19 protein-coding genes are annotated in these 22,746 nt (G+C 51.8%); 9 read left to right on the top strand and 10 right to left on the bottom strand.

Annotation, left to right across the window (positions count from 1 at the left end; translation table 11 throughout):
- Positions 1–18 precede the first annotated feature (18 nt).
- Positions 19–2,478, bottom strand: a complete 2,460-nt coding sequence (clpA, locus tag KHQ09_RS08420) for an ATP-dependent Clp protease ATP-binding subunit ClpA (protein WP_213597639.1) — start codon at positions 2,476–2,478, stop codon at positions 19–21.
- A 6-nt stretch (positions 2,479–2,484) separates the two neighbouring features.
- Positions 2,485–2,835, bottom strand: a complete 351-nt coding sequence (gene clpS / locus KHQ09_RS08415) for an ATP-dependent Clp protease adapter ClpS (RefSeq protein ID WP_028233987.1) — start codon at positions 2,833–2,835, stop codon at positions 2,485–2,487.
- Between the two features lie 768 nt (positions 2,836–3,603).
- On the opposite strand from clpS, the gene KHQ09_RS08410 reads away from it, so the two are divergent.
- Both KHQ09_RS08410 and KHQ09_RS08405 read left to right on the top strand, forming a co-directional pair.
- The gene (locus KHQ09_RS08410; protein ID WP_420801438.1) at positions 3,604–5,193 is read left to right on the top strand and encodes an SPOR domain-containing protein; all 1,590 of its coding nucleotides are present in this window, start codon (positions 3,604–3,606) and stop codon (positions 5,191–5,193) included.
- A gap of 222 nt (positions 5,194–5,415) precedes the next feature.
- On the top strand, positions 5,416–5,703 hold the full coding sequence (locus tag KHQ09_RS08405) for a hypothetical protein (RefSeq protein ID WP_022712411.1): 288 nt from the start codon (positions 5,416–5,418) through the stop codon (positions 5,701–5,703).
- A 13-nt stretch (positions 5,704–5,716) separates the two neighbouring features.
- Here KHQ09_RS08405 and KHQ09_RS08400 read toward each other — a convergent pair whose 3' ends face one another.
- The 3 genes from KHQ09_RS08400 to rocF form a co-directional block, all read right to left on the bottom strand.
- The gene (locus KHQ09_RS08400) at positions 5,717–6,157 is read right to left on the bottom strand and encodes a DUF1489 family protein (protein ID WP_075655438.1); all 441 of its coding nucleotides are present in this window, start codon (positions 6,155–6,157) and stop codon (positions 5,717–5,719) included.
- A 104-nt stretch (positions 6,158–6,261) separates the two neighbouring features.
- The gene (locus KHQ09_RS08395; protein ID WP_022712413.1) at positions 6,262–7,329 is read right to left on the bottom strand and encodes an ornithine cyclodeaminase; all 1,068 of its coding nucleotides are present in this window, start codon (positions 7,327–7,329) and stop codon (positions 6,262–6,264) included.
- 103 nt (positions 7,330–7,432) lie between these two features.
- Positions 7,433–8,356: an arginase gene (gene rocF / locus KHQ09_RS08390; RefSeq protein WP_213597635.1), complete on the bottom strand. Its 924-nt coding sequence runs from the start codon at positions 8,354–8,356 to the stop codon at positions 7,433–7,435.
- A 172-nt stretch (positions 8,357–8,528) separates the two neighbouring features.
- On the opposite strand from rocF, the gene KHQ09_RS08385 reads away from it, so the two are divergent.
- Together KHQ09_RS08385 and KHQ09_RS08380 are read left to right on the top strand one after the other, a co-directional pair.
- The gene (locus KHQ09_RS08385) at positions 8,529–8,966 is read left to right on the top strand and encodes an Lrp/AsnC family transcriptional regulator (RefSeq protein WP_028233989.1); all 438 of its coding nucleotides are present in this window, start codon (positions 8,529–8,531) and stop codon (positions 8,964–8,966) included.
- A 153-nt stretch (positions 8,967–9,119) separates the two neighbouring features.
- Positions 9,120–11,441 carry a TonB-dependent hemoglobin/transferrin/lactoferrin family receptor gene (locus tag KHQ09_RS08380; protein ID WP_213597634.1) on the top strand — a complete coding sequence of 774 codons (2,322 nt, stop codon included), beginning with the start codon at positions 9,120–9,122 and terminating at the stop codon, positions 11,439–11,441.
- 82 nt (positions 11,442–11,523) lie between these two features.
- Here KHQ09_RS08380 and kdsA read toward each other — a convergent pair whose 3' ends face one another.
- From kdsA to tpiA, 5 genes are all read right to left on the bottom strand, one after another.
- Positions 11,524–12,366 carry a 3-deoxy-8-phosphooctulonate synthase gene (kdsA, locus tag KHQ09_RS08375; RefSeq protein WP_213597632.1) on the bottom strand — a complete coding sequence of 281 codons (843 nt, stop codon included), beginning with the start codon at positions 12,364–12,366 and terminating at the stop codon, positions 11,524–11,526.
- Positions 12,367–12,543: 177 nt separating this feature from the next.
- Complete coding sequence (locus KHQ09_RS08370; protein WP_213597630.1) at positions 12,544–14,172, bottom strand: CTP synthase; 1,629 nt, start codon at positions 14,170–14,172, stop codon at positions 12,544–12,546.
- A 359-nt stretch (positions 14,173–14,531) separates the two neighbouring features.
- Positions 14,532–15,182: a L,D-transpeptidase gene (locus KHQ09_RS08365; protein WP_022712420.1), complete on the bottom strand. Its 651-nt coding sequence runs from the start codon at positions 15,180–15,182 to the stop codon at positions 14,532–14,534.
- Between the two features lie 364 nt (positions 15,183–15,546).
- Complete coding sequence (gene secG, locus KHQ09_RS08360; protein WP_213597628.1) at positions 15,547–15,930, bottom strand: preprotein translocase subunit SecG; 384 nt, start codon at positions 15,928–15,930, stop codon at positions 15,547–15,549.
- Positions 15,931–16,042: 112 nt separating this feature from the next.
- Positions 16,043–16,807: a triose-phosphate isomerase gene (tpiA, locus tag KHQ09_RS08355; RefSeq protein WP_022712422.1), complete on the bottom strand. Its 765-nt coding sequence runs from the start codon at positions 16,805–16,807 to the stop codon at positions 16,043–16,045.
- Positions 16,808–17,099: 292 nt separating this feature from the next.
- Here tpiA and KHQ09_RS08350 point away from each other — a divergent pair, with 292 nt between their 5' ends.
- The 5 genes from KHQ09_RS08350 to KHQ09_RS08330 are packed head-to-tail and all read left to right on the top strand — an operon-like array spanning position 17,100 to position 22,598.
- Positions 17,100–18,989, top strand: a complete 1,890-nt coding sequence (locus KHQ09_RS08350; protein WP_213597626.1) for a SurA N-terminal domain-containing protein — start codon at positions 17,100–17,102, stop codon at positions 18,987–18,989.
- A gap of 53 nt (positions 18,990–19,042) precedes the next feature.
- The gene (trpD, locus tag KHQ09_RS08345; protein ID WP_213597624.1) at positions 19,043–20,065 is read left to right on the top strand and encodes an anthranilate phosphoribosyltransferase; all 1,023 of its coding nucleotides are present in this window, start codon (positions 19,043–19,045) and stop codon (positions 20,063–20,065) included.
- A 1-nt stretch (position 20,066) separates the two neighbouring features.
- Positions 20,067–20,864, top strand: coding sequence for an indole-3-glycerol phosphate synthase TrpC (gene trpC / locus KHQ09_RS08340; RefSeq protein WP_213597622.1), 798 nt, complete (start codon positions 20,067–20,069; stop codon positions 20,862–20,864).
- A gap of 3 nt (positions 20,865–20,867) precedes the next feature.
- Positions 20,868–21,344 (top strand): cyclic pyranopterin monophosphate synthase MoaC, encoded by a 477-nt coding sequence (gene moaC / locus KHQ09_RS08335; RefSeq protein ID WP_213597620.1) that lies wholly within the window; start codon positions 20,868–20,870, stop codon positions 21,342–21,344.
- Positions 21,345–21,377: 33 nt separating this feature from the next.
- Positions 21,378–22,598 (top strand): molybdopterin molybdotransferase MoeA, encoded by a 1,221-nt coding sequence (locus KHQ09_RS08330; RefSeq protein WP_213597618.1) that lies wholly within the window; start codon positions 21,378–21,380, stop codon positions 22,596–22,598.
- The last annotated feature ends 148 nt before the right edge of the window (positions 22,599–22,746 follow it).

Raw genomic sequence — 22,746 nt, 5'->3', positions numbered from 1 at the left:
AAACGGGCGCTTTTTATTTTATTCCTTCGTTCTTGGAACCTTCGGCACAGAAGCCGATTTACGCTTCGGTTCCGTTGCCTCAGGAGCAGAGCTGCTATCGGCTGCAACTTTTGCCGGTTTCTTTTCCGGCTTGGCTGCAGCTTCCGCAACCTCCTCATCAGGCTGTTCTTTCTGCGGCTTGACCGGCTTGGCCTTCACCACATCCATCACCAGACCAATCTTGCCATCCGGTTTTTCGCCGGTTGTGACTTTGACCGTGCCGCCATTCTTGAGCTTGCCGAACAGCAACTCATCGGCCAGAGGCTTCTTGATATATTCCTGAATAACACGACCCAGAGGGCGTGCACCCATGCGTTCATCATAGCCTTTATCAGCCAGCCAGTTGATAGCCTTCTTATCCAGTTCAAAGGTCACGCCGCGATCAGCAAGCTGGGCTTCCAGCTGCATGATAAATTTCTGCACCACTTTATGGATAACCGGCACAGGCAGCGGGCCAAACGGAATAATCGCATCTAAGCGGTTACGGAATTCCGGCGTGAACAGACGGTTGATCGCCTCCATATCGTCGCCTTCGCGACGGGTGGAGCCAAAGCCAATTGCTGCTTTCGCCATATCTGCCGCACCGGCATTGGTGGTCATAATCAGAATGACATTGCGGAAATCAATCTGCTTGCCATTATGATCTGTCAGTCGGCCATGATCCATAACTTGCAACAGAATGTTGAACAGATCCGGATGGGCTTTTTCGATTTCGTCGAGCAGCAACACGCAATGCGGATGCTGATCCACGCCATCGGTCAGCAGACCGCCCTGCTCAAAGCCGACATAACCCGGAGGCGCACCGATCAAACGCGATACAGTATGACGCTCCATATATTCCGACATATCAAAGCGCAGCAGTTGTACGCCCAATGTGCTGGCAAGCTGCTTGGCAACTTCCGTTTTACCGACACCGGTCGGACCGGAGAACAGATAAGAACCGATCGGCTTATCCGGTTCACGCAAGCCTGCACGCGCCAGTTTGATCGCAGAGCTGAGCGATTCAATCGCCAGTTCCTGACCATAAACCACACGCTTGAGATCTTTCTCCAGACTGGCAAGCACCTGCTCGTCATCCTTGGAGACAGTCTTCGGCGGAATCCGCGCCATGGTTGCCACGGTCGCTTCAATCTCTTTGATGCCGATAACCTTTTTGCGTTTGGCTTCCGGCAGCAGCATCTGGCTGGCACCGCTTTCATCAATCACGTCAATCGCCTTATCCGGCAATTTACGGTCAGTGATATAACGGGCAGACAGTTCTACTGCGGCAGTGATCGCATCATTGGAGAACTTCACTTTATGGAAGTCTTCAAAATAAGGCTTCAGACCGCGCATGATTTCAATGGCATCCGGAATAGTCGGCTCGGCCACATCAATCTTCTGGAAGCGGCGCACAAGTGCCCTGTCCTTTTCAAAGAACTGGCGGAACTCCTTGTAAGTCGTTGAGCCGATGCAGCGAATCTGACCGGAAGACAATGCAGGCTTCAGCAGATTGGACGCATCCATCGAGCCGCCGGATGTGGCACCAGCACCGATAACGGTGTGGATTTCATCGATAAACAGCACGGCACCCGGATAATCTTCCAGCTCCTTGACGACCTGCTTCAGACGCTCTTCAAAATCACCGCGATAACGGGTACCGGCCAGCAGACTGCCCATATCGAGCGAAAAGATCGTATCATTGAGCAGAACTTCCGGCACATCGCCGTCAACAATGCGCTTGGCCAGACCTTCGGCAATCGCGGTTTTACCCACGCCCGGATCGCCCACATAAAGCGGGTTATTCTTGGAGCGGCGGCACAAAACCTGAATCGTACGGTTGATTTCGCTTTCGCGGCCAACCAGACGGTCGATTTTACCGGCCTTGGCTTTTTCATTGAGATTGACGCAATAAGCGGTCAGCGCATCAATTTTCTTTTTGCTCTGTTCTTCATTCTCAGGCTGCGCTGAATCTTCAGCACTATGCGCCTTGCCTTCGGTCAGATCATCACTGACACCCGAACGCTTGGAAATACCATGAGAAATATAATTGACCGCATCATAGCGGGTCATTTGCTGTTCCTGCAGGAAATAAGCCGCATGGCTTTCCCGCTCGGCAAAGATTGCGACAAGCACATTGGCGCCTGTCACTTCATCGCGGTTTGACGACTGCACATGGATTACCGAGCGCTGAATCACCCGCTGGAAAGCGGCTGTCGGCTTGGAATCCTCATCATAACCGGTCACCAGATTATCCAGCTCGCGGTCGATATAGTCGGTGACAGTCTTTTTAAGCTGCGCAATATCGACATTGCAGGCACGCATAACCGCGCCGGCATCTCTGTCATCAATCAGAGCAAGCAGAAGATGCTCGAGCGTGGCATATTCGTGATGACGTTCATTGGCGATGGTCAGCGCCTGATGAAGTGCTTTTTCAAGGCTTTGGGAGAATGTTGGCATTGTACCTCACTTTTTCTCCATCACGCATTGCAGCGGATGCTGATGTTGACGGGCGAAATCCATCACCTGCGTCACTTTGGTTTCGGCAACTTCATAAGTATAGATACCGCATTCACCGACCCCGTGATTATGGACATGCAACATGATGCGTGTCGCATCTTCACGGTTTTTCTGGAAAAAACGCTCCAGCACATGAATAACGAAGTCCATCGGCGTATAGTCATCATTCAGCAGCAGCACCCTGTACAGGCTTGGCCGTTTTAAGCGGGTTTTCGTCCGCGTAATAACAGCTGTACCATTACCCGGGTCCTTCGGGTCACCATCGTCACTGCCCATCACAGGAGACTTGGCCTGCATAAAAGGAGTAACCTGTAAAAAATGGTCTGCTGCACACATTCCTGATCGTATCCGTCCTGATCGTATCTGTATTTTCTGAAGTCACGCTGTATGGCGGGAAACCACACATCGTAGACCTATTATGTAGGTTGAAACGCGGCAATGTTAAGCCCCGCAGAACACAAAGCCCGACACGTCCTCATTCACGTCCAGAGTATCGCGCCTGCAGGAAAAAACCAGCATGAAACACATCATTTAAGAAAAGATTTCCGCAAACCGCATAGGGGCAAATTAATAAAGCACGCAAAATTGTCCCCGTTTCTGCATTTTAAATACCGGTCTCGATATCAGCCTGAATATCGTTTTGAATACCGGCAAGTGATTCAACCAAATCACTCTCATCAGGGCCGGTAAATTACAGCCCGTAATGCATCAGTCCCTTAGCTCTGATTATTAACAGTTTCAGGACAGAGATGCGTTACAAACAGGAAAATACGCTTCTGCAGAACAAAATTTTTGTAAGACTCACATTTTCTTGAAGCTGGCTTGAGAAGAAACACCTCATAAATTTTTTATTTATTAGCAGGTACTTAACACGATGCAGACAGACCGGATGACCGTCCTGACATGTGTGCCAGCTAAAAAAGCATCATAAAAATCAAAAAAAGATCATGATTTGCCCGTCTATAAACGGATTGGTAAGGCTGTTGGCAATATGATCACGGAAATGTTCGTGGCGTGTCCTTTGCGCCACACCTGAAAATTGGCAGTCCAGGTAGGTAAGTCACCGTGTATCATGCGTTCCGTCACGCCGCATCCGGCATCAAGATTGCGGCCCGCTCATTGTTAGCAGTAACAATGGCCGGCGCCCTCACTCTTACCATCACGACAGGTTCCGCTCAGGCAGCAAAGAACCCGCGTCATGCCGCGATTGTGATTGATGCCAATACCGGCAAAACCCTGTTTGCAGAAAGCGCAGATGCCAAGCGTTTTCCCGCTTCCCTCACTAAAATGATGACCCTTTATATGGTCTTCGAGGCGATGCAGGCCGGACGCATCAACAAAAACACCAAAATTCCGTTCTCCAAATATGCAGCAACCCGTCCGCCGACAAAAATCGGCGTACCGGCAGGCCAGACAATCAGCGTTGAAGATGCGATTATGGCGCTGATTACCCGCTCAGCCAATGATGCTGCGGCTGCTCTTGGTGAATATCTTGGCGGTTCCGAGCCACGTTTTGCACAGATGATGACAGCCAAGGCACGTCGTCTCGGCATGCGCTCCACCACATTCCGTAATGCTTCCGGTCTGCCAAACCCGAACCAGCAGACCACTGCCCGCGATATGGCGATTCTCGGTATCGCGCTGCGTCAGCATTACCCGCAATATTACGGCTATTTCGGCCGCTCCAGCTTCCAGTTCCGTGGCCGCACGATCAATGGTCACAACCGTCTGCTCGGCCGCGTTGAAGGCGTTGACGGCATTAAAACCGGTTATGTAAACGCATCCGGCTATAATCTTGTCACTTCCGTCAACCGTGACGGCCGTCGTATCGTCGCCGTTGTTATGGGCGGCAGCAGCGGTGCATCCCGTGACGCAGCTATGACCCGCCTTATTCAGGCACATCTGCCAAAAGCAACACCGTCGCGTCGTGGCAGTGATGCCCTGCTGATTGCCCGTAATGATGCACCGGCAGGCCCTGCAGTTGCGGCTGCACCATCTCCTCTGCCGCGTGCGGTTCCGCTGCCGGCTGAACGTGCCGACCAGCCGGTCCTGGTTGCTGATGCTTCCGGCTCCGCAGGCAGCGCACAGGATGCAATCAGCGCAGTTATCGCCCGTCAGAAGCCGGTTCCTGCCCAACAACCTGAAATGCTGGCTCTGGCAGCCCCGACACCGCGTCCTTCTGCTCCGGTATCTTCCCAGCTTGTGGCTATTCCGACGCCTAAAGCATCTATCCCGAATGTTGATCCGGTTACCACAGCTTCCGCCAATACAGCCGCTTCCCGTATGGGTCTGGCACCAAAGCCTGTTGCTGCTGTGCGCAATGAGCCGATTGCTGTACCGCAGGAAAATACCCGCCAGCAGCAGCCGGAACAGACTGCCGTTGCCATGGCTGCCGCAGCTGATGTTTCCGGTGCATGGGCTATTCAGATCGGCTCCCTGCCGAGCGAAAATCAGGCACAGGAAATGCTGAATAAAGCCGCCCAGCAGGCAGGCAGCACATTACGTGCAACCTCCCCGATGACTGAGACTTTCAACAAGGGTAACAACACATTCTACCGTGCACGTTTTGTTGGTTTTGACACCAAAACTGCCGCATGGGATGCCTGTGCTGCCCTGAAGAAAAAGAACTTCAGCTGCTATGCAATTGCGCGCTAATGCGCGCGGTTCGCACCGTTTAGAGCATAATTTCTTAAATTTGAATCAGTTTAAGTTAAAATTACGCTCTAATTTCAAAGTGTTAGAGCGACCTTTATGCACCCAATGGGGCGCATGGCGCTCTAAGACCGTAATATCCGATATTATCCGGCTTTGTGTTTCGCCGGTATAGTTCAGGCAGGCCATCTGCAAACCCAATGAGTATTGTGTAAAGGGTTTACAATGTCGAATATGCTCAATCTGTTTGGTTTCACCAATGTTGATCCGGTGGAATCCGACTCACAAAAGCCAGGCAAAACCACTTTGCTCAGCGTCCACGCCCTGCGTAGTGCTGCTGCCCGTCTTGCCGATTTGCGCGCTGATGGCGCATCCCTGAATACGCGTGAATTTGTAGGGCTTCTGGTCTGCAATGCACAGCGCAGCCGTCGTATCAGCCTGCCGGAAGCATCCCTGCGCATTGCGACAGGCAATGTGAACGGACGCACAGCAATCCGCCTTAAACTGCGCTGATATTCTTTATTGATTAAATAAGACCCAGCGCCGCCAGTTCGCGGCGCAGTTCCACAGGCAAAGCCTGCATACCGCCGCCCGCTCCGGCTCTGTCATCCTGCGGCACTTCTTCATCCGCAATATAACGCCAGCCCTGAAACGCTCTGCGTGGCTGCCAGACAGTCGGGATCACTTTCGGTTCCAGCACCAGATGACAACGGCCGATACCGTCTTCACCGGTAAATGTGCGCACTTCCAGCAAACGCTGACGTGCCTGAATATTGCCTTTGATCACCCAATAGAGTGAGCCGCCATCAAGCAGCTCTGCTTGGCGTTTCGGCACCATTCGTGTTGTATGAAACTGCTCCGGCACCACGCCGTTTGCACGGCATTCCTCAAGGCGGAAATCAATCCACGCTGCCAGATCTTCAAGGGAATCACATCCCACACAGAGTTTTACAAGATGCAGTGCCATGAGCGGCAATTACTCCGTTGTTTTAATGATGTCCAGTATTCAGCAATTGCACAAACAAAAACGGGCAGGAGTAACCCTGCCCGTCTCTCAGATCTGCTTACGAATTAAGCTGCTTCGCCTGCGAGTTTCTTTTCGCAACGCAGCAGCATGCCGAACAGGTCGCGCGGCTCATCCGGATCTGCCAGCAGATCGAGATTTTCATAGAGACCAGTGGATTTCAGCTTGTCGTGAATATAGCGCAGTGCTGAGAAATCTTCAGTCGCAAAACCAACCGAGTCAAACAGGGTGATCTGGTTCTGGTCACGACGACCCGGAACAGTACCGTTCATCACCTGCCACATTTCGATAACCGGATGATCGGCATCGAGCTGCTGAATTTCGCCTTCAATACGTGTCTGCGGCGGATATTCAACAAAGATGTCGGAGCGCAGCAGAATGTCTTTGTGCATTTCGGTTTTGCCCGGGCAGTCACCGCCAACACCGTTGATGTGAATGCCGCTGCCGATCATATTGTCGGTCAGGATCGTGGCATTCTGCTTGTCTGCGGTCACAGTAGTGATGATCTGAGCGCCCTGCGCTGCATCTTCCGCACTGGTGCAGGTGACGATTTCAAAGCCGAATCCTGCGAGATTCTGTTTGCACTTCTCGGTCGCAGACGGGTCGATATCATAAAGACGCAGGGACTTAATGCCGAGCAACGCCTTGAATGCCAGCGCCTGAAATTCAGACTGCGCGCCATTACCGATGATCGCCATGGTCTGCGCATTTTCCGGTGCCAGATATTTGGCAACAACAGCTGAAGTTGCAGCAGTGCGCAGCGCTGTCAGAATGGTCATTTCGGTCAGCAGCATCGGATAGCCGGTATCCACATCGGACAGCATGCCGAAAGCAGCAACGGTCTGCAGACCGTCTTTCATGTTTTTCGGATGACCGTTGACATATTTAAAGCCGTAAAGCGCACCGTCACTGGTTGGCATCAGCTCGATAACACCGTCATGGGAGTGGGAAGCAACACGCGGGGTCTTGTCGAATTTTTCCCAACGCAGAAAATCTTCTTCCACATAGGCAGAGAGTTCTTTCAGGAATTCTTCAATACCGACTTTCAGAACCAGCTTCATCATGTGATCAACACTGACAAATGGTACGAGGTTCAAAGTTGTTCTGTCACGCATCAGGTTTTCTCCCTCCGGTCTTGCCGGAACCTGTTAAACTAAGAAAAGCGCTTCATGCCCATCAGGAACAATTGAAGCGCTTTGGTTGTAAATCTTGTCAGCTTTATACGAAGCTGCGGGTCGGACGATCCATCACGCTGCGGCCCATAAGGCTGGCGATCAGATCGACCATCAGGAAGGCTGTACGACCACGTTCATCAAGGAACGGATTGAGTTCAACCGCCTCAAAACTTGTCACCAGTTCGCTGTCATGAAGCATTTCCATAATCAGATGGGCTTCACGGAATGTCGCGCCGCCCGGAACTGTGGTGCCAACAGCCGGTGCGATATTCGGATCGAGGAAGTCCACATCAAGGCTGACATGCAACAGGCCATTGGCTTCCTCAACACGCTTCAGGAAGCGGTTGAGCAGTGCAACAACGCCGTGTTCGTCAATCATACGCATGTCATTGACAGTCACTTCCGTCTTGCGGATCGCTGTGCGTTCTGCCGGATCAACCGAGCGGATACCGATCATGCAGACATTCGCCGGATCAACCGGAGCCAGCACTTCAGGGAAAGTGCCTTCAAAACCCTTCTGGCCGGTATAATAGGCCACAGGCGTGCCATGCAGATTGCCGCTTGTGGTGGTTTCCAGCGTGTGGAAATCCGTGTGAGCATCAAGCCACAGCACAAAAAGCGGACGTCCCTGTTCTTTGGCGCGACGGCTCAGACCGCAAACAGTTCCGGCAGCCAAAGCATGATCGCCGCCGAGGAAAATCGGGAAACCATCAGCACTGGCGTCATAGGCAGCTTTATCCAGCGCCTCAATCCATGCCACGATTTCCGGCAGATTTTTCAGAACCGGATTGGAATGGGTCAGATTGCGTTTTGCAGCCGGTTCCACATTGCCCAGATCGGTAACATCATGACCCAGCTCTTCCAGAGCCTGTGTCAGTCCGGCGGCGCGAAACGCGCTCGGCCCCATTTCGCAACCCATGCGTCCGGTTCCGTCCTGCACAGGTGCACCAATCAGCTTACAATGCATATATGTTCCTCACGACTGTAAATTGTCTGCCGCCATGACTGCAAAGCACAATCAGAGCGGTGATTTTCCGGTATAAAACCACGAAATATTGGCAGAGTGGACAGAGAAGATTGGCAAATCTCCACAGATGCTTTATCAGATTGCGCAGTTAAATGAACAAAATGGTAAGACAGTGGACGAACTCGACCAGAAACTCATCACCCTGCTCCGTCATAATGCGCGCCGAAGCATCTCCGATTTGGCTCTGGATGCCGGTGTCTCACGTGCCACTGCCCGTGCCCGTCTGGAGCGTCTGGAAAAAGACGGCCATATTCTCGGCTATACGGTTATTCTGCGTGCGGACACTGTTGAGCAGGCTGTTCGCGGTATTATGATGATCGAGATTGAAGGCCATGTGACAGAACGCGTAGTGAAAGCGCTGGGTGGTTTCTCGGAGATTTCAGAAATTCACACCACCAATGGCCGCTGGGATCTGATTGCCGAAATCAATGCCGATACGCTAAGCGACCTCGACAGCGTGCTGCGTCGTGTCCGTCTGGTTCCGGGCATTACCAATAGCGAAACCAATCTGTTGCTGGCCACACCGCGCAGTACCAGAGCACGGCTGTAACCACACAGACACAGTATCAATCCGATCTTTGATTAATATGATTAATTTACTCAATTATTAAATTACATATTTGCAAAATACGATAAATCCTCCTATGGCAGCGCATATCTATTAACAAAGCTTAAACAACCATCCTCCCAAGGAGTTGCGCTGATGTCTGCTTATGCTGCTGGTGGTTCTGCCACCGGTGCACGCAATTTTTCATGCCTGCATAAATTTTCACTTTTCTTTCTCACCACGACGGTTTTAAGCACTGCTGCATTTCTGAACCTTACGCCTGCGGCTCTGGCCCAAACGGCACAGCCCAAAAAACAAACAGAAAAACAGCAGGCGGATAATGCATCCGGCACATTACAGCTGAACACAATCACTGTCGGCACCGGCACAATCGGCTCCGGTAGCTACGGCACAGATGCCCCGAATATTGTCATCATCGACCGCGAGACAATTGACCGTGTTCAGGCTGCCAGCCTGCCGGAACTGGTAAAACAGACACCGGGTGTCACCATGCTCGGCGGTGTGCGCATTCAGGGTCAGAGCATTGCCATTCGCGGTTTCGCCCGTCAGACCGATGTGCGTATTGTCATGGACGGCGCGCAGAAGAATTTCGAGCGTTACGATCAGGGAACCGTCTTTATCGAGCCGGAACTGCTCAAAAGCGTTGAGATCGAAAAAGGCGCGACTTCCATCAAATATGGTAATGGCGGTTTCGGCGGCACCATCAAAATGGAAACCAAAGACGCAGCCGATATGTTGCGCGAAGGTGAGAACTGGGGACTCTGGTCAAAGACCGGCTATCAGACAGCCAATAAAGGCTGGGTGCAGAGCGGCGCTGTTTATGGCCGCACAAATTATAGCGGCATCAACTTTGACGGTCTTGCTGCAGCCACATGGCGCAAGACTGAGGACATGCGTATCGGCGGTGGTGAGCGTTATAATTTCTCCGACAGCAAGCTCACATCCTTCTCTGCCAAAGGCAGTGCCAGCGCTGACGGCCATGAGCTGAAAGCAACTGCAAGCTACGGTATGAGCGAGAACTGGGGCCCGCCCGCAGCTATCCGCGGACAGGTTGAACCGATTGGCAGTGATGTCAAAAAATACGGCTATTATGAAGCGATCCGCCGCCGCCTCGCCTGGCGCGACCTGAAAGATTTCAGCTCATCGGTCGAGCATAAATTTTCCGGTGACAGTGATCTGATCAATACACGCCTGATGGTAAGTTATGCCTTTACATCGCTTTATGCCGAGCGCCCTGATGGGGTGAGCACGTCGGCATCCCTCGGCGGCAAGTGGAACGAATCCAAATATTCCGACCTGCGTATCGAAGCGGAAAACACATCCAATTTCACGCTTGGCGGTTTTAATCACAGCCTGAATTACGGCATTCAGCTACAGCGTCACAACCGTGATATTGTTATGTATGCCGATACTTACAAAAATAATGCCAATTATAATTACGGCTATTTTGCTCCGTATAATATGCCGGAAGGCAAGCAGGAAACGTTCAGCGCTTTTGTGATTGATAAGATTGCCCTGACCGATCAGCTGACCATTATTCCGGGTCTGCGTTATGATTATGTGCGATCCACAGGCAAGCCTAACGCTGCAAAGACCTATAATAATCCTGCTGCCGGTCATGATTACAGCGCAGTCAGCCATGACGGCCTGACACCGGGTTTGAGCATGACCTATGACGCAACCTCAAATCTGCGTCTGTTTGCTGACTGGGCCTATGCAATGCGTATGCCGAATATTGATGAGCTCTACTCCACACAAAGTGCCAGCAGCAGCCTGCCGCGCACCAGCCGTGACCTTGAAGTGGAACGCAACAACAACTTCCAGATTGGCGTTGAAACCATTCACAACCAGCTTTTCACCAGTGATGATCAGCTGAAAGTGCGGGCAACAGCTTATTATAACCATGTTACCAATCCGATTAACCGGCGTTTTGGCACTAAAAACATGCCAGAAAAACGCGGAGATGGTGACACTTACTGGAATATGCCGTCCTATTACTCTGCCGGTATCGAGATTTCAGCCCATTACGACACAACTTATATGTTTGCCGATGCGGCCTTCTCTACAATGTATGGCAGCCGTCATGGTGCGCTGAATAATATCTATGGCTATAACACCTATCTCAAAGATCTGGCACCGGCGACACTGGTGACAACGCTGGGCTGGAAAGTACCTGATTATGATCTGACACTGGGCTGGACAGGGACTTTTGTTGCCCGTCAGTCCAAGACACCGCATAATCAGAATGGCGGCGAGTATGCCCGCCCTGAAAGTGCAGGCTATGGTATCCATGATCTGTTTCTGACATGGGCACCGCAAAACGGTATGATGAAAGATACCAAGCTGGATTTCGGTCTCGACAATATTTTTGACAAGAAATACGAACCTTATCTGAGCGATGGCATTACCGCCATGCCTGGCCGTAATTTCAAAGTCAGCCTTAGCAAGAAGTTCTGAGACACAAAAAAGCCCCGCATAATGCGGGGCTTTTTATTAGCTAATTATCTCAGAGAGATTTTCTAATCTGCCACTGGCAAAATCAAAGGGATTTTGCCAGCTTGTCGAAAGCCATCAGTGTTTCAAGCAGACGCGGCATGTCTTTCAAAGGCACCATATTCGGGCCGTCGGAAGGTGCATTGTCCGGATCCTGATGCGTCTCAATGAAAACACCGGCAACGCCAACCGCGACCGATGCACGGGCGAGTGTTTCAACAAATTCACGCTGACCGCCGGTGCTGCCACCCTGACCGCCCGGTTGCTGAACCGAATGAGTCGCGTCAAAAATAACCGGAGCGCCAAGACCCGCCATAATCGGCAAAGAGCGCATATCCGACACGAGTGTATTATAGCCGAAAGATGCGCCACGCTCGGTCAGCATCACATTCGGATTGCCGCTTTCCACCACTTTGGCCATGACATTTTTCATGTCCCAAGGTGCCAGAAACTGACCTTTCTTGATATTGACCACACGGCCGGTATTCGCGGCAGCAATCAGCAGATCAGTCTGGCGGCAGAGGAATGCCGGAATCTGCAACACATCAACAACTTCACCGACAACAGCGCATTGCTCTTCAGTATGTACGTCCGTCAGCACCGGAAAACCAAAGTCTTTTTTAAGATCCGCGAAGACTTCCAGAGCCTTTTCAAGGCCGATGCCGCGCTGACCTTTCAGCGAAGTACGATTGGCTTTGTCAAAGCTCGATTTATAAACCAGACCAATGCCGAGTTTATCCGTCATTTCCTTCAAGGCGCCAGCCATATCATAGGCGTGTTCGCGGCTTTCCATCTGGCACGGGCCGGCAATGATCGACAAAGCGCCCTTGTTGGAAAACACTACATTGCCTGACGGCGCCTTAACCTCAACAACAGGATTGGCAGTCATATCTGTTCCTCAAAATTGAAAAGTACCTGACTTTTCCCAATAAATAACGGCGCAGGTAAATTTGCGCAGAAAACCGCAGCGCGGTTTCATTTTCAGCATATGGACATTGCAAACCGCAATATCCAGTCTCTTTTGATAAAAGCAAAACGGGCACTGTTAAAGTGCCCGCTTCAAATCTTAAACCAGACGGCTCTGAGTGACCGCTGCCTCGATAAAGGAAGCAAACAGCGGATGCGGTTCAAACGGACGCGATTTCAGCTCCGGATGATACTGCACACCAATAAACCACGGATGATCAGCATATTCGATGGTTTCCGGCAGAACACCGTCAGGTGACAGGCCGGAGAAAGTCAGACCGGCTTTCTCAAGCTTATCCATGTAGTCAATATTGACTTCATAGCGGTGGCGATGACGCTCATGAATATCTGTCGAACCATAAATATCCGCAATACGGGTGCCGCTTTTCAGCATGGATTCATAGGAACCCAGACGCATCGTACCGCCGAGATCACCGGACGCAGAACGCTTCTCCAGCATATTGCCTTTGAGCCATTCCGTCATCAGACCGACAACCGGTTCCTTCGCAGGACCGAATTCGGTGGAAGATGCATCTTTGATGCCGGCAAGATTACGCGCGGCTTCAATACATGCCATCTGCATACCGAAGCAGATACCGAAATAAGGAACTTTATGCTCACGGGCAAATTTTGCCGCGAGAATCTTGCCCTCGGCACCGCGCTCGCCAAAGCCGCCCGGCACAAGAATGCCGTGAACTTTTTCGAGATAAGGTGCAGCGTCTTCGCTCTCGAACACTTCCGCTTCGATCCAGTCGAGATTGACTTTCACGCGGTTGGCAATGCCGCCATGGGTCAGAGCTTCGATCAGCGATTTATAGGCTTCTTTCAGGCCGGTATATTTACCGACAACTGCAATAGTAACCTCACCTTCCGGATTATGGATACGGTTGGCAATTTCTTCCCAACGTTCCATCTGCGGTTTAGGTGCCGGTTCAATGCCGAAAGCTGCCAGAACTTCTGAATCCAGTCCTTCATTATGATAAGCCATCGGCACATCATAAATCGACTTAACATCCAGCGCCTGAATGACCGCGCTCGGGCGGACATTACAGAACAGCGAAAGCTTCTTGCGCTCAGACTCAGGAATTTCACGATCCGCACGGATCAGCAGAACATCCGGAGCAATACCGATCGAACGCAGTTCTTTCACCGAATGCTGTGTCGGCTTGGTTTTCAGCTCACCCGCTGCCGGAATATACGGCATCAATGTCAGGTGAATATAAACGGCTGTGTTGCGCGGCAATTCGTTGCCGAGCTGACGGATGGCTTCCAGAAACGGCATTGCTTCGATATCGCCGACTGTGCCGCCGATTTCGCAAAGCACGAAATCATAATCCTCATTACCTTCCGTAATGAAGTTTTTGATCTCATCCGTTACATGCGGAATAACCTGAACCGTCGCACCGAGATAATCGCCGCGGCGTTCTTTCTCGATGATGTTCTGGTAGATGCGGCCGGTGGTGATATTGTCCTGCTTTGTCGCAGAACGACCGGTGAAACGCTCATAATGACCGAGGTCAAGATCGGTTTCCGCACCGTCATCGGTCACAAATACCTCACCATGCTGGTAAGGAGACATCGTGCCCGGATCAATATTGAGATAAGGGTCGAGCTTTCTGATCCGCACGCGGTAACCACGTGCCTGAAGAAGAGCCGCCAGTGCTGCTGCAGCTATGCCTTTTCCAAGGGAAGAGACCACGCCGCCTGTGATGAATACATATCGCGCCATGGGCTTATGTCGTTAGACTCTCCTGATTGATTCCGCCACTAAAAAATGACTTTCGTAACGGATTTTTCATTACTCTTAACATTTACCCGTAAAATCCATGAAGGATTTTTTGGCAAAACCCATAATTCACGCAACAACACCACCGTAAGGAATTTTCCTGACAGTGCTGAAATTACAAACCTGCGTTGAAAACGCGCTACGGAAATCTGCTCCGCAGCTCTGAGCAAACAGATAGTGCTTCGACAAACAAATTGCCACTGCTTATTCGCTTGTCCTGAAAAACTTTTTGTAAAACTAAATTTACTTCACAAAAACGCAAAAAGCCGGCCTGAGCCGGCTTTTGTTTTATGTCGGCATAATCAGAGAACGACGACAGTCGCTCCGAGATTTACACGCTCATAGAGTTCCATGACATCTTCATTGGTCATACGGAAGCAGCCGTTTGATGCCGAGCTACCGATTGTCCAAGGCTGAACCGTGCCGTGAATACGGATATAGGTGTCTTTATTACCCTGAAACAGATAGAGCGCGCGTGAACCCAGCGGGTTGCCCAGACCACCATCCATACCGTTTTTGAAACGGCCGTAATGTTCAGGGCTGCGCTTGACCATGTCTGCGGTCGGAATCCAGCGCGGCCATTCACGCTTGGCATTGATTGTACCGGTGCCCTTAAATTCCAGACCGACTTTACCGACAGCAATACCGTAACGGCGGGCTGTGGTTGGTGTTTCTACCAAATAAAGGAAATATTTTGCCGGATCGACAACGATTGTCCCTACCGGATAGCCCGAGAAGGCAACAGTCTGTGCCTGATATCTCGGATCAATATTATATTTGCCTTTGGCAGCCTTCTGGGTTGTGGCTTTCTTCTTCTCCGGCTTGGCGGCTTTAGCCGTCGTATCCGTTGATGCGGCCGCAGCAGCCGTCTGGGCGGCAGCCTGACCGGTGAGAGCGGAGAAACTTAAGCACAAACCGGCAAAACCGGCGATGAGAACACGGGATGAAATCATGGGGCTTTCTCAAAACACTCTTTTATGTCTCATCAGCACGATGAGCCGAAGATGAGGTGTAAACAGGTTGCTTGCTGATAGGCCAAACTCACCCATCTCTCAACGGGCAATATGTTACCCACAAGCTAATCCCGTCGCCTATGGCAAGCCTGCAACACTTTTATTGCAAATACATCAGAGCATTTAAAGTCATCAAAAATACTCTGATGTACATCTTCACGCATTATCCTACGCATCGAAGCAGGAAAGAAAACAGTCCAGCGAACTGTTTTCCCTTGCGAAGGCGGTTCCCACTTTTGCTGGAAATGCTTAAAATAAAAAAGCCTCCGCGAAGGAGGCTTTTTATCATTCATAAATCCGGCTCTTACTGAGAGCTCGGAACCTGGCTTGCAGGTGCGGCAGGCTGTGCCGGCGTGCTTTCCGGTGTTGTTGTACCACCGCCGAGTTGATCCAGAATACCGTTGCCGCCTGCAGGTGCAGTCTGTGAGCTGCCGGCAGGGATACGGTTGAGAATATCTGTCGGACGTTCGCCGTTCATAGCGATAATGCCCAGAAGCAGCGAAGTTGCAAAGAAACCTGCGCCCAGAATGGCTGTCGTACGGGTCAGAGCATTGGCAGCACCACGAGCCGACATGAAACCTGAACCACCACCGATACCAAGACCACCACCTTCGGAACGCTGAATCAACACAACGCCGACAAGTGCGAGAACGATCAGGAGATGTATAACAATAAGAACGGTTTGCATGGGTTTCCGGACTGCTTTCTTATAGGAGTAGAAACGGCTTTCTACACGGATTTATCCGACAATCCAACCCCCTGCAACCGAATGCTTGCAAGGGATTGATATTTATTCAAATTCAGAGCACGCGATAGGCGTCGCAAATTGCGAGAAAATCGGTAGCTTTCAGGCTGGCACCGCCGACAAGCGCGCCATCCACATCAGCAACACCGAGCAATTCAACAGCATTATTCGGTTTGACCGAACCGCCATAGAGCAGACGCAGATGCGCGCCCTTGGCGCCGAAACGCTCAATGAGCTTCGAGCGGATGAAAGCGTGTACCGTGCGCACATCTGAAACGGTTGGTGTCAGGCCGGTGCCGATTGCCCAGACAGGCTCATAGGCAACAACGGTATTTTCCGGTGTCACACCTTCAGGTAGCGAATCTGCGATCTGCTGACCAACGATTTCAAGGGTCTGATCGGCCTGCTTCTGTTCAGCGGTTTCGCCAACGCAGACAATCGCGGTCAGACCGGTTTTCCAAGCGGCCTGTACTTTGGCGCAAACGGCTTCACTGGTCTCATGATGATCTGTACGGCGCTCGGAATGACCGAGGATCACATGGCTTGCGCCTGCTTCTTTCAGCATCAGTGCAGAAATATCGCCGGTATGCGCGCCTGATTCTGCTGCATGGCAATCCTGACCGCCAACGCCGATAGCATCGGTTTCCGGTGTGGCCGCAGCACGCGAAATAAGAGTGGAAGGTACGCAGATCACAACATCGAACTTACGACCGATATCCGTGCTGAGATTGGCAGCGATTGCGCGCAGTTCACCCAGCTGTTCGCCGGTGCCGTTCATCTTCCAGTTACCCGCAACAAGCGGACGTATTTCCGGGGTCATTACACCCTCCTCACCAATGATTTCAGCCGCATTGCATAGCGGCTTCTGACACGGCCTCGCCGGTTTAGACCGGTGCGGCAGAGCCGGTTCGTGCCCAAAACTGAAACCGCTCTAGCAAATTCAGACCTGAAAGCAAATCCCCAAACGCATCGCTCAACATGGCTTTAACGGCAATAATGCCACAATTCTTTTCGTTCTTAGTGCCCTGAAGGCAGGTTTCCGTTTGACTGCATTATCATCGGCGGCTATCCCCTTATTTAACAAAGTGAGTTTACTCCACAAAGGTACTTCTATGCTTGACAGCTTGCGCACTGCATCCAAATCATGGGTCTCGAAATTCTTTCTCGGTCTTCTCGTCCTCTCTTTTGCAGCATGGGGTATCGCAGATGTGTTCCGTGAAGGTTTCAGCGGCAATGCTGTTCTGGAGGCCGGAGGCTCATCCGTATCACCGACTGAATATCGTCTGGCCTATGACCGTCAGGTGATTGCTGTTTCCAACCAGCTGCGTCAGCAGCTGACCCGCGATCAGGCTAAAGCGCTCGGCATTCCGTCACAGGTAACCGGCCAGCTGGTTGCAGGCGTGCTGCTTGATGAACAGGCACGCCAGATGGGTCTGGGCATGTCGAAAGATCACCTCGCCCGTCTTACCGGTGAAGATCAGGCATTTCTGGATTCCAGCGGCCGCTTCTCCAACAACCAGTTTAACGCAGTGCTGCGTCAGGCCGGTATGAGCGCGCAGGACTATTTCAACAGCCGCACCAAATATGCGCTGCGTCAGCAGATCGTTGAAGCTGTGTCAGACGGCATGAGCGCACCGGACACATTGTTCAAGGCGCTGGCGCTTTATGACGGTGAAAGCCGCACAGTTGATTACATCACGCTGACTCAGGAAAAAGCCGACACAATCGCCACGCCTGATGATGCTGAACTGAAAAAATGGTATGATGGCCATCTCGGCAATTACCGCGCACCGGAATATCGCAAAGTCAGCTATGTGCCGCTTGAAGCGCAGGACATCGTCAACGAAGCCGATGTAATGCCGGAAGAGATTCAGGAATATTACAAAAAGAACATTGCCCGTTTCTCGACTGAAGAAAAGCGTACTCTTGAGCAGCTGAATTTCGCCAATGAAGAAGAAGCAAAAGCAGCTTCGGATAAAATCAAATCCGGCACCAGCTTTGCTGATCTTGTTACCCAGAGCGGTAAAAAGCCTGAAGATGTCAAACTCGGCACATTTGTAAAAGGCGATCTGCCGGATGCAGTGATTGCTGATGCAGCTTTCGCTCTGCCTGCCAATGGTACAAGCGATGTTGTAAAAGGCGCATTCGGCCCTGTGCTGCTGCATGTCAGCGCAATTGAGACTGCAGCTGTGAAAACAGAAGCAGAAGTTGCACCGGAAATCCGTAAAACTCTGGCTCTGACACAGGCGCTGACCTCGCTGAATGCGGTTCATGACTCGTTTGAAGAAGAACGCGGTAATGGCGCAACGCTGGCGCAGGCTGCTGAAAAGCTGAAGCTCAAAGTTAAAACCGTAGAAGCTGTTGATGTGAACGGTAATGCTCCGGACGGTAAGCCGGTTGCTGATCTGCCGCAGCTGCCTTCCTTCCTGACCTCTGTTTACCAGTCGGATCAGGGCATTGATAATGATGCACTGCCAACTCCGACCCGTGGTTATATCTGGTATCAGCTGGATGGCGTGACACCTGCCCGCGACAAAACATTTGATGAAGTCAAAGATCAGGTTGCAGCCGAGTGGAAACAGGATGAAGCAGCAAAGCGTCTGACAGCCAAAGCTGAAGAGCTGCGTAAGCGTCTTGAAGCCGGTGAAACTCTGGATGTTCTTGCTCAGGAAGCCGGCGTTGAAAAACAGACCAAACGCGGCCTGACCCGTACTGCTACAGATTCTGAACTGTCCGAGGCTGCGGTTGCGCAGATCTTCGGCGGTGCAGAAAATCTCACAGGCGTTGCAAGCGGCATCAATAAAGAAACCCAGATCCTTTTCAAAGTGATTGAGACAACCGAGCCTGCCGGTGTCAGCGCGGAAAGCCTGCCACAGGGCACACGCGATGCGATTTCCTCACGCATTGGTGACGACCTGCTGGAACAGCTCGTCGGCCGTCTGCAGAGCGAATATCCGGTTAAAATCAATCAGACCCTGATGGATCAGGCTCTTTCCTTCTAACGCCTTCTCACCTTTGAAGGCAGGCGGAGCCTCACTAAAGATTCGAGTACACTATGTCAGATTTCAAAAGCTACATTGCCAAAGCTGTTACAGGCACACCTTTAACTCAGGCGGAGTCCAAAGCAGCGTTTGACATTATGATGTCCGGCTCCGCCACCCCTGCCCAGATCGGCGGTTTTCTGATGGCTCTGCGTATGCGCGGTGAAGCCGTTGCAGAAATTGCAGGCGCTGTGGAATCAATGCGGGCGAAAATGATCCCCGTCGATGCACCTGCCGGTGCAATTGATATTGTCGGCACCGGCGGCGATCAGTCCGGTTCCTATAACGTGTCCAGCTGTGCAGCCATTGTGACTGCGGGCGCAGGCGTGATCGTTGCCAAACACGGCAACCGCGCTTTGTCCTCGCGCTCCGGTGCGGCAGATACACTGGCAGAACTGGGCATTAATATTGAGGCCGATCCGGCAACAATCAGCCGCTGCATTCATGATGCAGGTCTTGGCTTTATGTTTGCGCCGATGCATCACTCTTCGATGCGCCATGTCGGCCCTGCCCGTGTAGAGCTTGGCACCCGTACAATTTTCAACCTGCTTGGCCCGCTCGCCAATCCGGCTGGTGTTAAACATCAGCTCGTCGGTGTTTTCTCCCGCGACTGGGTACTGCCGATCGCCAAAGTGCTGAAAGAGCTCGGCTCAGATCATGTCTGGGTTGTTTATGGCGATGGTCTGGATGAAATGACCACCGCAGGCACCACCAATATTGCAGCGCTGCATAATGGTGAAATCACCGAATTTAAAATCACACCGGAAGAAGTCGGCCTGAAGCGCGTTGCTTTTGACGCTCTCAAAGGCGGCGATGCACAGCACAATGCGGCTGCCCTGCTGCGCGTACTTGGCGGTGAAGCCGGTGCTTATCGCGATATCGTGCTACTCAATGCCGGTGCTGCATTAGTGATTGCCGGCAAGGCCAAAGATATCAAAGAAGGTATTGCCCTTGCTGCACAGTCGATTGACAGCGGCGCGGCCAAAGCCAAACTCGATCAGCTGATTGCTGTATCGAACAGCAAGACAAGTGAATAAAATGACCGATATTCTCAAAAAGATCGAAGCCTATAAGCTTGTTGAAATTGCAGAAGCCAAATCACGTTTGCCATTGGCAGACGTGAAAAAAGCTGCGGCCGATCAGCCGCCTGCCCGTGGTTTCCTTAAAGCATTGGAAGCAAAGCAGGCTGCCGGTTCTTTCGGTCTGATTGCGGAAATCAAAAAAGCCAGCCCGTCCAAAGGTCTGATCCGTCCGGATTTTGATCCGCCTGCATTGGCAAAAGCCTATGAAGATGGTGGTGCGGCCTGTCTTTCTGTTCTGACAGATACACCAAGTTTTCAGGGTGCACCGGAATTCCTGCAACAGGCGCGCGCTGCCTGCTCTCTTCCAGCGCTACGCAAAGACTTTCTGTTTGATCCTTATCAGGTCTATGAAGCACGTCATTGGGGTGCGGATTGCATTCTCATCATCATGGCAAGTGTTGACGATGCTATGGCACAAGAGCTGGAAGACACAGCCTTTTCGCTTGGCATGGATGCATTGATCGAAGTGCATGATGAAGCGGAGATGGAACGGGCACTCAAATTGTCTTCACGCCTGCTCGGCATCAACAACCGCAACCTGCGTACTTTCGAAGTTGATCTTGCAGTTTCTGAGCGTCTGGCAGCCATGGTGCCGGATGACCGCCTGCTGGTTGGTGAAAGCGGTATCTTCACCCATGATGATTGCCTGCGTTTGCAGAAATCCGGCATCTCCACCTTCCTGATCGGTGAAAGCCTGATGCGCCAGCAGGATGTGGCCAGTGCAACCCGCAAACTCCTGACCGGCAAAGAGTAAATTATGAGCAAGCTGACACATCTCGATGAAAGCGGCGCTGCGAATATGGTCGATGTCGGCGACAAAGCCGAGACTATGCGCATTGCGACCGCATCGGGTTGTGTCACGATGCAAAAACAGACGCTTGAGCTGATCCTTTCCGGCAATGCAGCCAAAGGCGATGTAATCGGCACAGCCCGTCTTGCCGGTATTATGGCCGCAAAGAAAACATCTGATCTGATACCGCTTTGCCATCCATTGATGCTGAGCAAAGTCTCGGTTGATATCGAGCCGGATGAGGCGCTGCCTGGTTTGCGGGTCAGTGCGACAGTCAAACTGACCGGCAAAACCGGTGTGGAAATGGAAGCGCTCACAGCTGTCTCCGTCGCCTGCCTGACGATTTATGATATGGCAAAAGCTGCCGATAAAGGCATGGTCATCGGCAATATCGCCGTCGACAGCAAAACCGGCGGTAAATCCGGTGACTGGCAGCGCTCTTAGCATATCGCTCTTATTTTTTACGGGGTAGGTTTCATGGCATTATTACCGGTTGATGAGGCTTTGCGGCTTTTGCTCGCGGATAAAATGCCTTCCGGCCATGAGCACGTCGCTCTGCATGAAGCCGGTGACCGTGTTCTTGCTACTTCGATCTTTGCCTCATTCAATCAACCGCCTTTTGATGCCTCGGCTATGGATGGCTATGCCATTCGCTTTGCTGATGCAGAACAACTGCCGGTGACACTGAAAGTCATCGGTGAATCTGCTGCAGGCAAAGGCTTTGACGGTACAGTCAGATCCGGTGAGGCTGTGCGTATTTTTACCGGTGCGCCAATGCCTGCCGGTGCCGACACGATTGTCATTCAGGAAGACACGCTGCAGGAAGGCAATCTGGTCACATTGTTACGGGATGTGGGCAAGAGCCGTCACATCCGTTTCAGCGGGCTGGATTTCAAAGATGGCGAATGTCTGCTGCAAACCGGTCATCTGCTTGATCCGGCATCGCTCTCTTTGGCTGCAGCGTCCGGCCACGCACAATTGCAAGTCTATAAACGCCCTAAAACAGCTATTCTTGCTACCGGCAATGAGCTTGTGCCTGCGGGCACTGTTCCTGCGGCAGATCAGATCGTCAGCTCCAACAGTTATGGTGTCGCAGAAATTGTACGGCGCAATGGCGGCACGGCAGATGATCTGGGCATTGTGCCGGATGATTTGGCCCTTATCGAACAATCCATTCGCAATGTTGCAGCTTCGGATGCAGATATTCTGATTACGCTTGGCGGCGCATCCGTCGGCGATCATGATCTGGTGCATAAAGCACTGACCAATTGCGGCGTTGAACTCGGCTTTTACAAAATCGCCATGCGTCCGGGCAAACCGCTGATGTTCGGCCAGCTGGATCGCGAAGGCAAAGTGCCCCTGCTCGTTCTTGGTCTTCCAGGTAATCCGGTTTCCAGTCTCGTTTGTTCCTATGTGTTTCTGGCGCCGCTGGTTGCGCGTCTGGCAGGCAAAGCCGCGACCACCTATATTGCCGGCGCCAGACTGGCACAGGACATGGCTGCCAATGGCAACCGCCGCGATTATGCCCGTGCGGCACTAACCCGCAACAGCGATGGCGAGTTACTGGCAACGCCTCTGCCGGTGCAGGATTCTTCCATGCTGACCGTCATTACCCGTGCGGATGCTCTGCTGATCCGTGAGCCCTTTGCGGAAACAGCTAAAGCCGGTGATCGCTGTCAAATCCTGATGATACGCTGAAATCCTTTAAACAATCGGATTAATCACTTTTAAAGCCTTGCAGAACAATACTGGAACATATAGTGTTCGTTCTGGGTTTGTTTTAAAAATTGATTCTCGCAACCGCGCCCCGTGCATGCGGTTATGCGTTTAGTCCGCACGACTTCAT

The sequence above is a fragment of the Pseudochrobactrum algeriensis genome, assembly GCF_018436245.1.
GTDB lineage: Bacteria > Pseudomonadota > Alphaproteobacteria > Rhizobiales > Rhizobiaceae > Pseudochrobactrum > Pseudochrobactrum saccharolyticum.
Note: the sequence above shows the minus strand (reverse complement) of the source record. Positions and strands in the feature narration are given on the sequence as shown.

Bases quoted from the DNA above. Each gene is read 5' to 3' on its own strand.
- clpS (WP_028233987.1), bottom strand. From the start codon at position 2,835: ATGCAGGCCAAGTCTCCTGTGATGGGCAGTGACGATGGTGACCCGAAG.
- tpiA (WP_022712422.1), bottom strand. From the start codon at position 16,807: ATGACCCCGGAAATACGTCCGCTTGTTGCGGGTAACTGGAAGATGAAC.
- KHQ09_RS08395 (WP_022712413.1), bottom strand. From the start codon at position 7,329: ATGCGTGACAGAACAACTTTGAACCTCGTACCATTTGTCAGTGTTGAT.
- kdsA (WP_213597632.1), bottom strand. From the start codon at position 12,366: ATGACTGCCAATCCTGTTGTTGAGGTTAAGGCGCCGTCAGGCAATGTA.
- KHQ09_RS08400 (WP_075655438.1), bottom strand. From the start codon at position 6,157: ATGGCACTGCATCTTGTAAAACTCTGTGTGGGATGTGATTCCCTTGAA.
- trpC (WP_213597622.1), top strand. From the start codon at position 20,067: ATGACCGATATTCTCAAAAAGATCGAAGCCTATAAGCTTGTTGAAATT.
- clpA (WP_213597639.1), bottom strand. From the start codon at position 2,478: ATGCCAACATTCTCCCAAAGCCTTGAAAAAGCACTTCATCAGGCGCTG.
- secG (WP_213597628.1), bottom strand. From the start codon at position 15,930: ATGCAAACCGTTCTTATTGTTATACATCTCCTGATCGTTCTCGCACTT.
- KHQ09_RS08330 (WP_213597618.1), top strand. From the start codon at position 21,378: ATGGCATTATTACCGGTTGATGAGGCTTTGCGGCTTTTGCTCGCGGAT.
- rocF (WP_213597635.1), bottom strand. From the start codon at position 8,356: ATGCATTGTAAGCTGATTGGTGCACCTGTGCAGGACGGAACCGGACGC.
- trpD (WP_213597624.1), top strand. From the start codon at position 19,043: ATGTCAGATTTCAAAAGCTACATTGCCAAAGCTGTTACAGGCACACCT.
- KHQ09_RS08365 (WP_022712420.1), bottom strand. From the start codon at position 15,182: ATGATTTCATCCCGTGTTCTCATCGCCGGTTTTGCCGGTTTGTGCTTA.
- moaC (WP_213597620.1), top strand. From the start codon at position 20,868: ATGAGCAAGCTGACACATCTCGATGAAAGCGGCGCTGCGAATATGGTC.
- KHQ09_RS08380 (WP_213597634.1), top strand. From the start codon at position 9,120: ATGTCTGCTTATGCTGCTGGTGGTTCTGCCACCGGTGCACGCAATTTT.
- KHQ09_RS08350 (WP_213597626.1), top strand. From the start codon at position 17,100: ATGCTTGACAGCTTGCGCACTGCATCCAAATCATGGGTCTCGAAATTC.
- KHQ09_RS08370 (WP_213597630.1), bottom strand. From the start codon at position 14,172: ATGGCGCGATATGTATTCATCACAGGCGGCGTGGTCTCTTCCCTTGGA.
- KHQ09_RS08405 (WP_022712411.1), top strand. From the start codon at position 5,416: ATGTCGAATATGCTCAATCTGTTTGGTTTCACCAATGTTGATCCGGTG.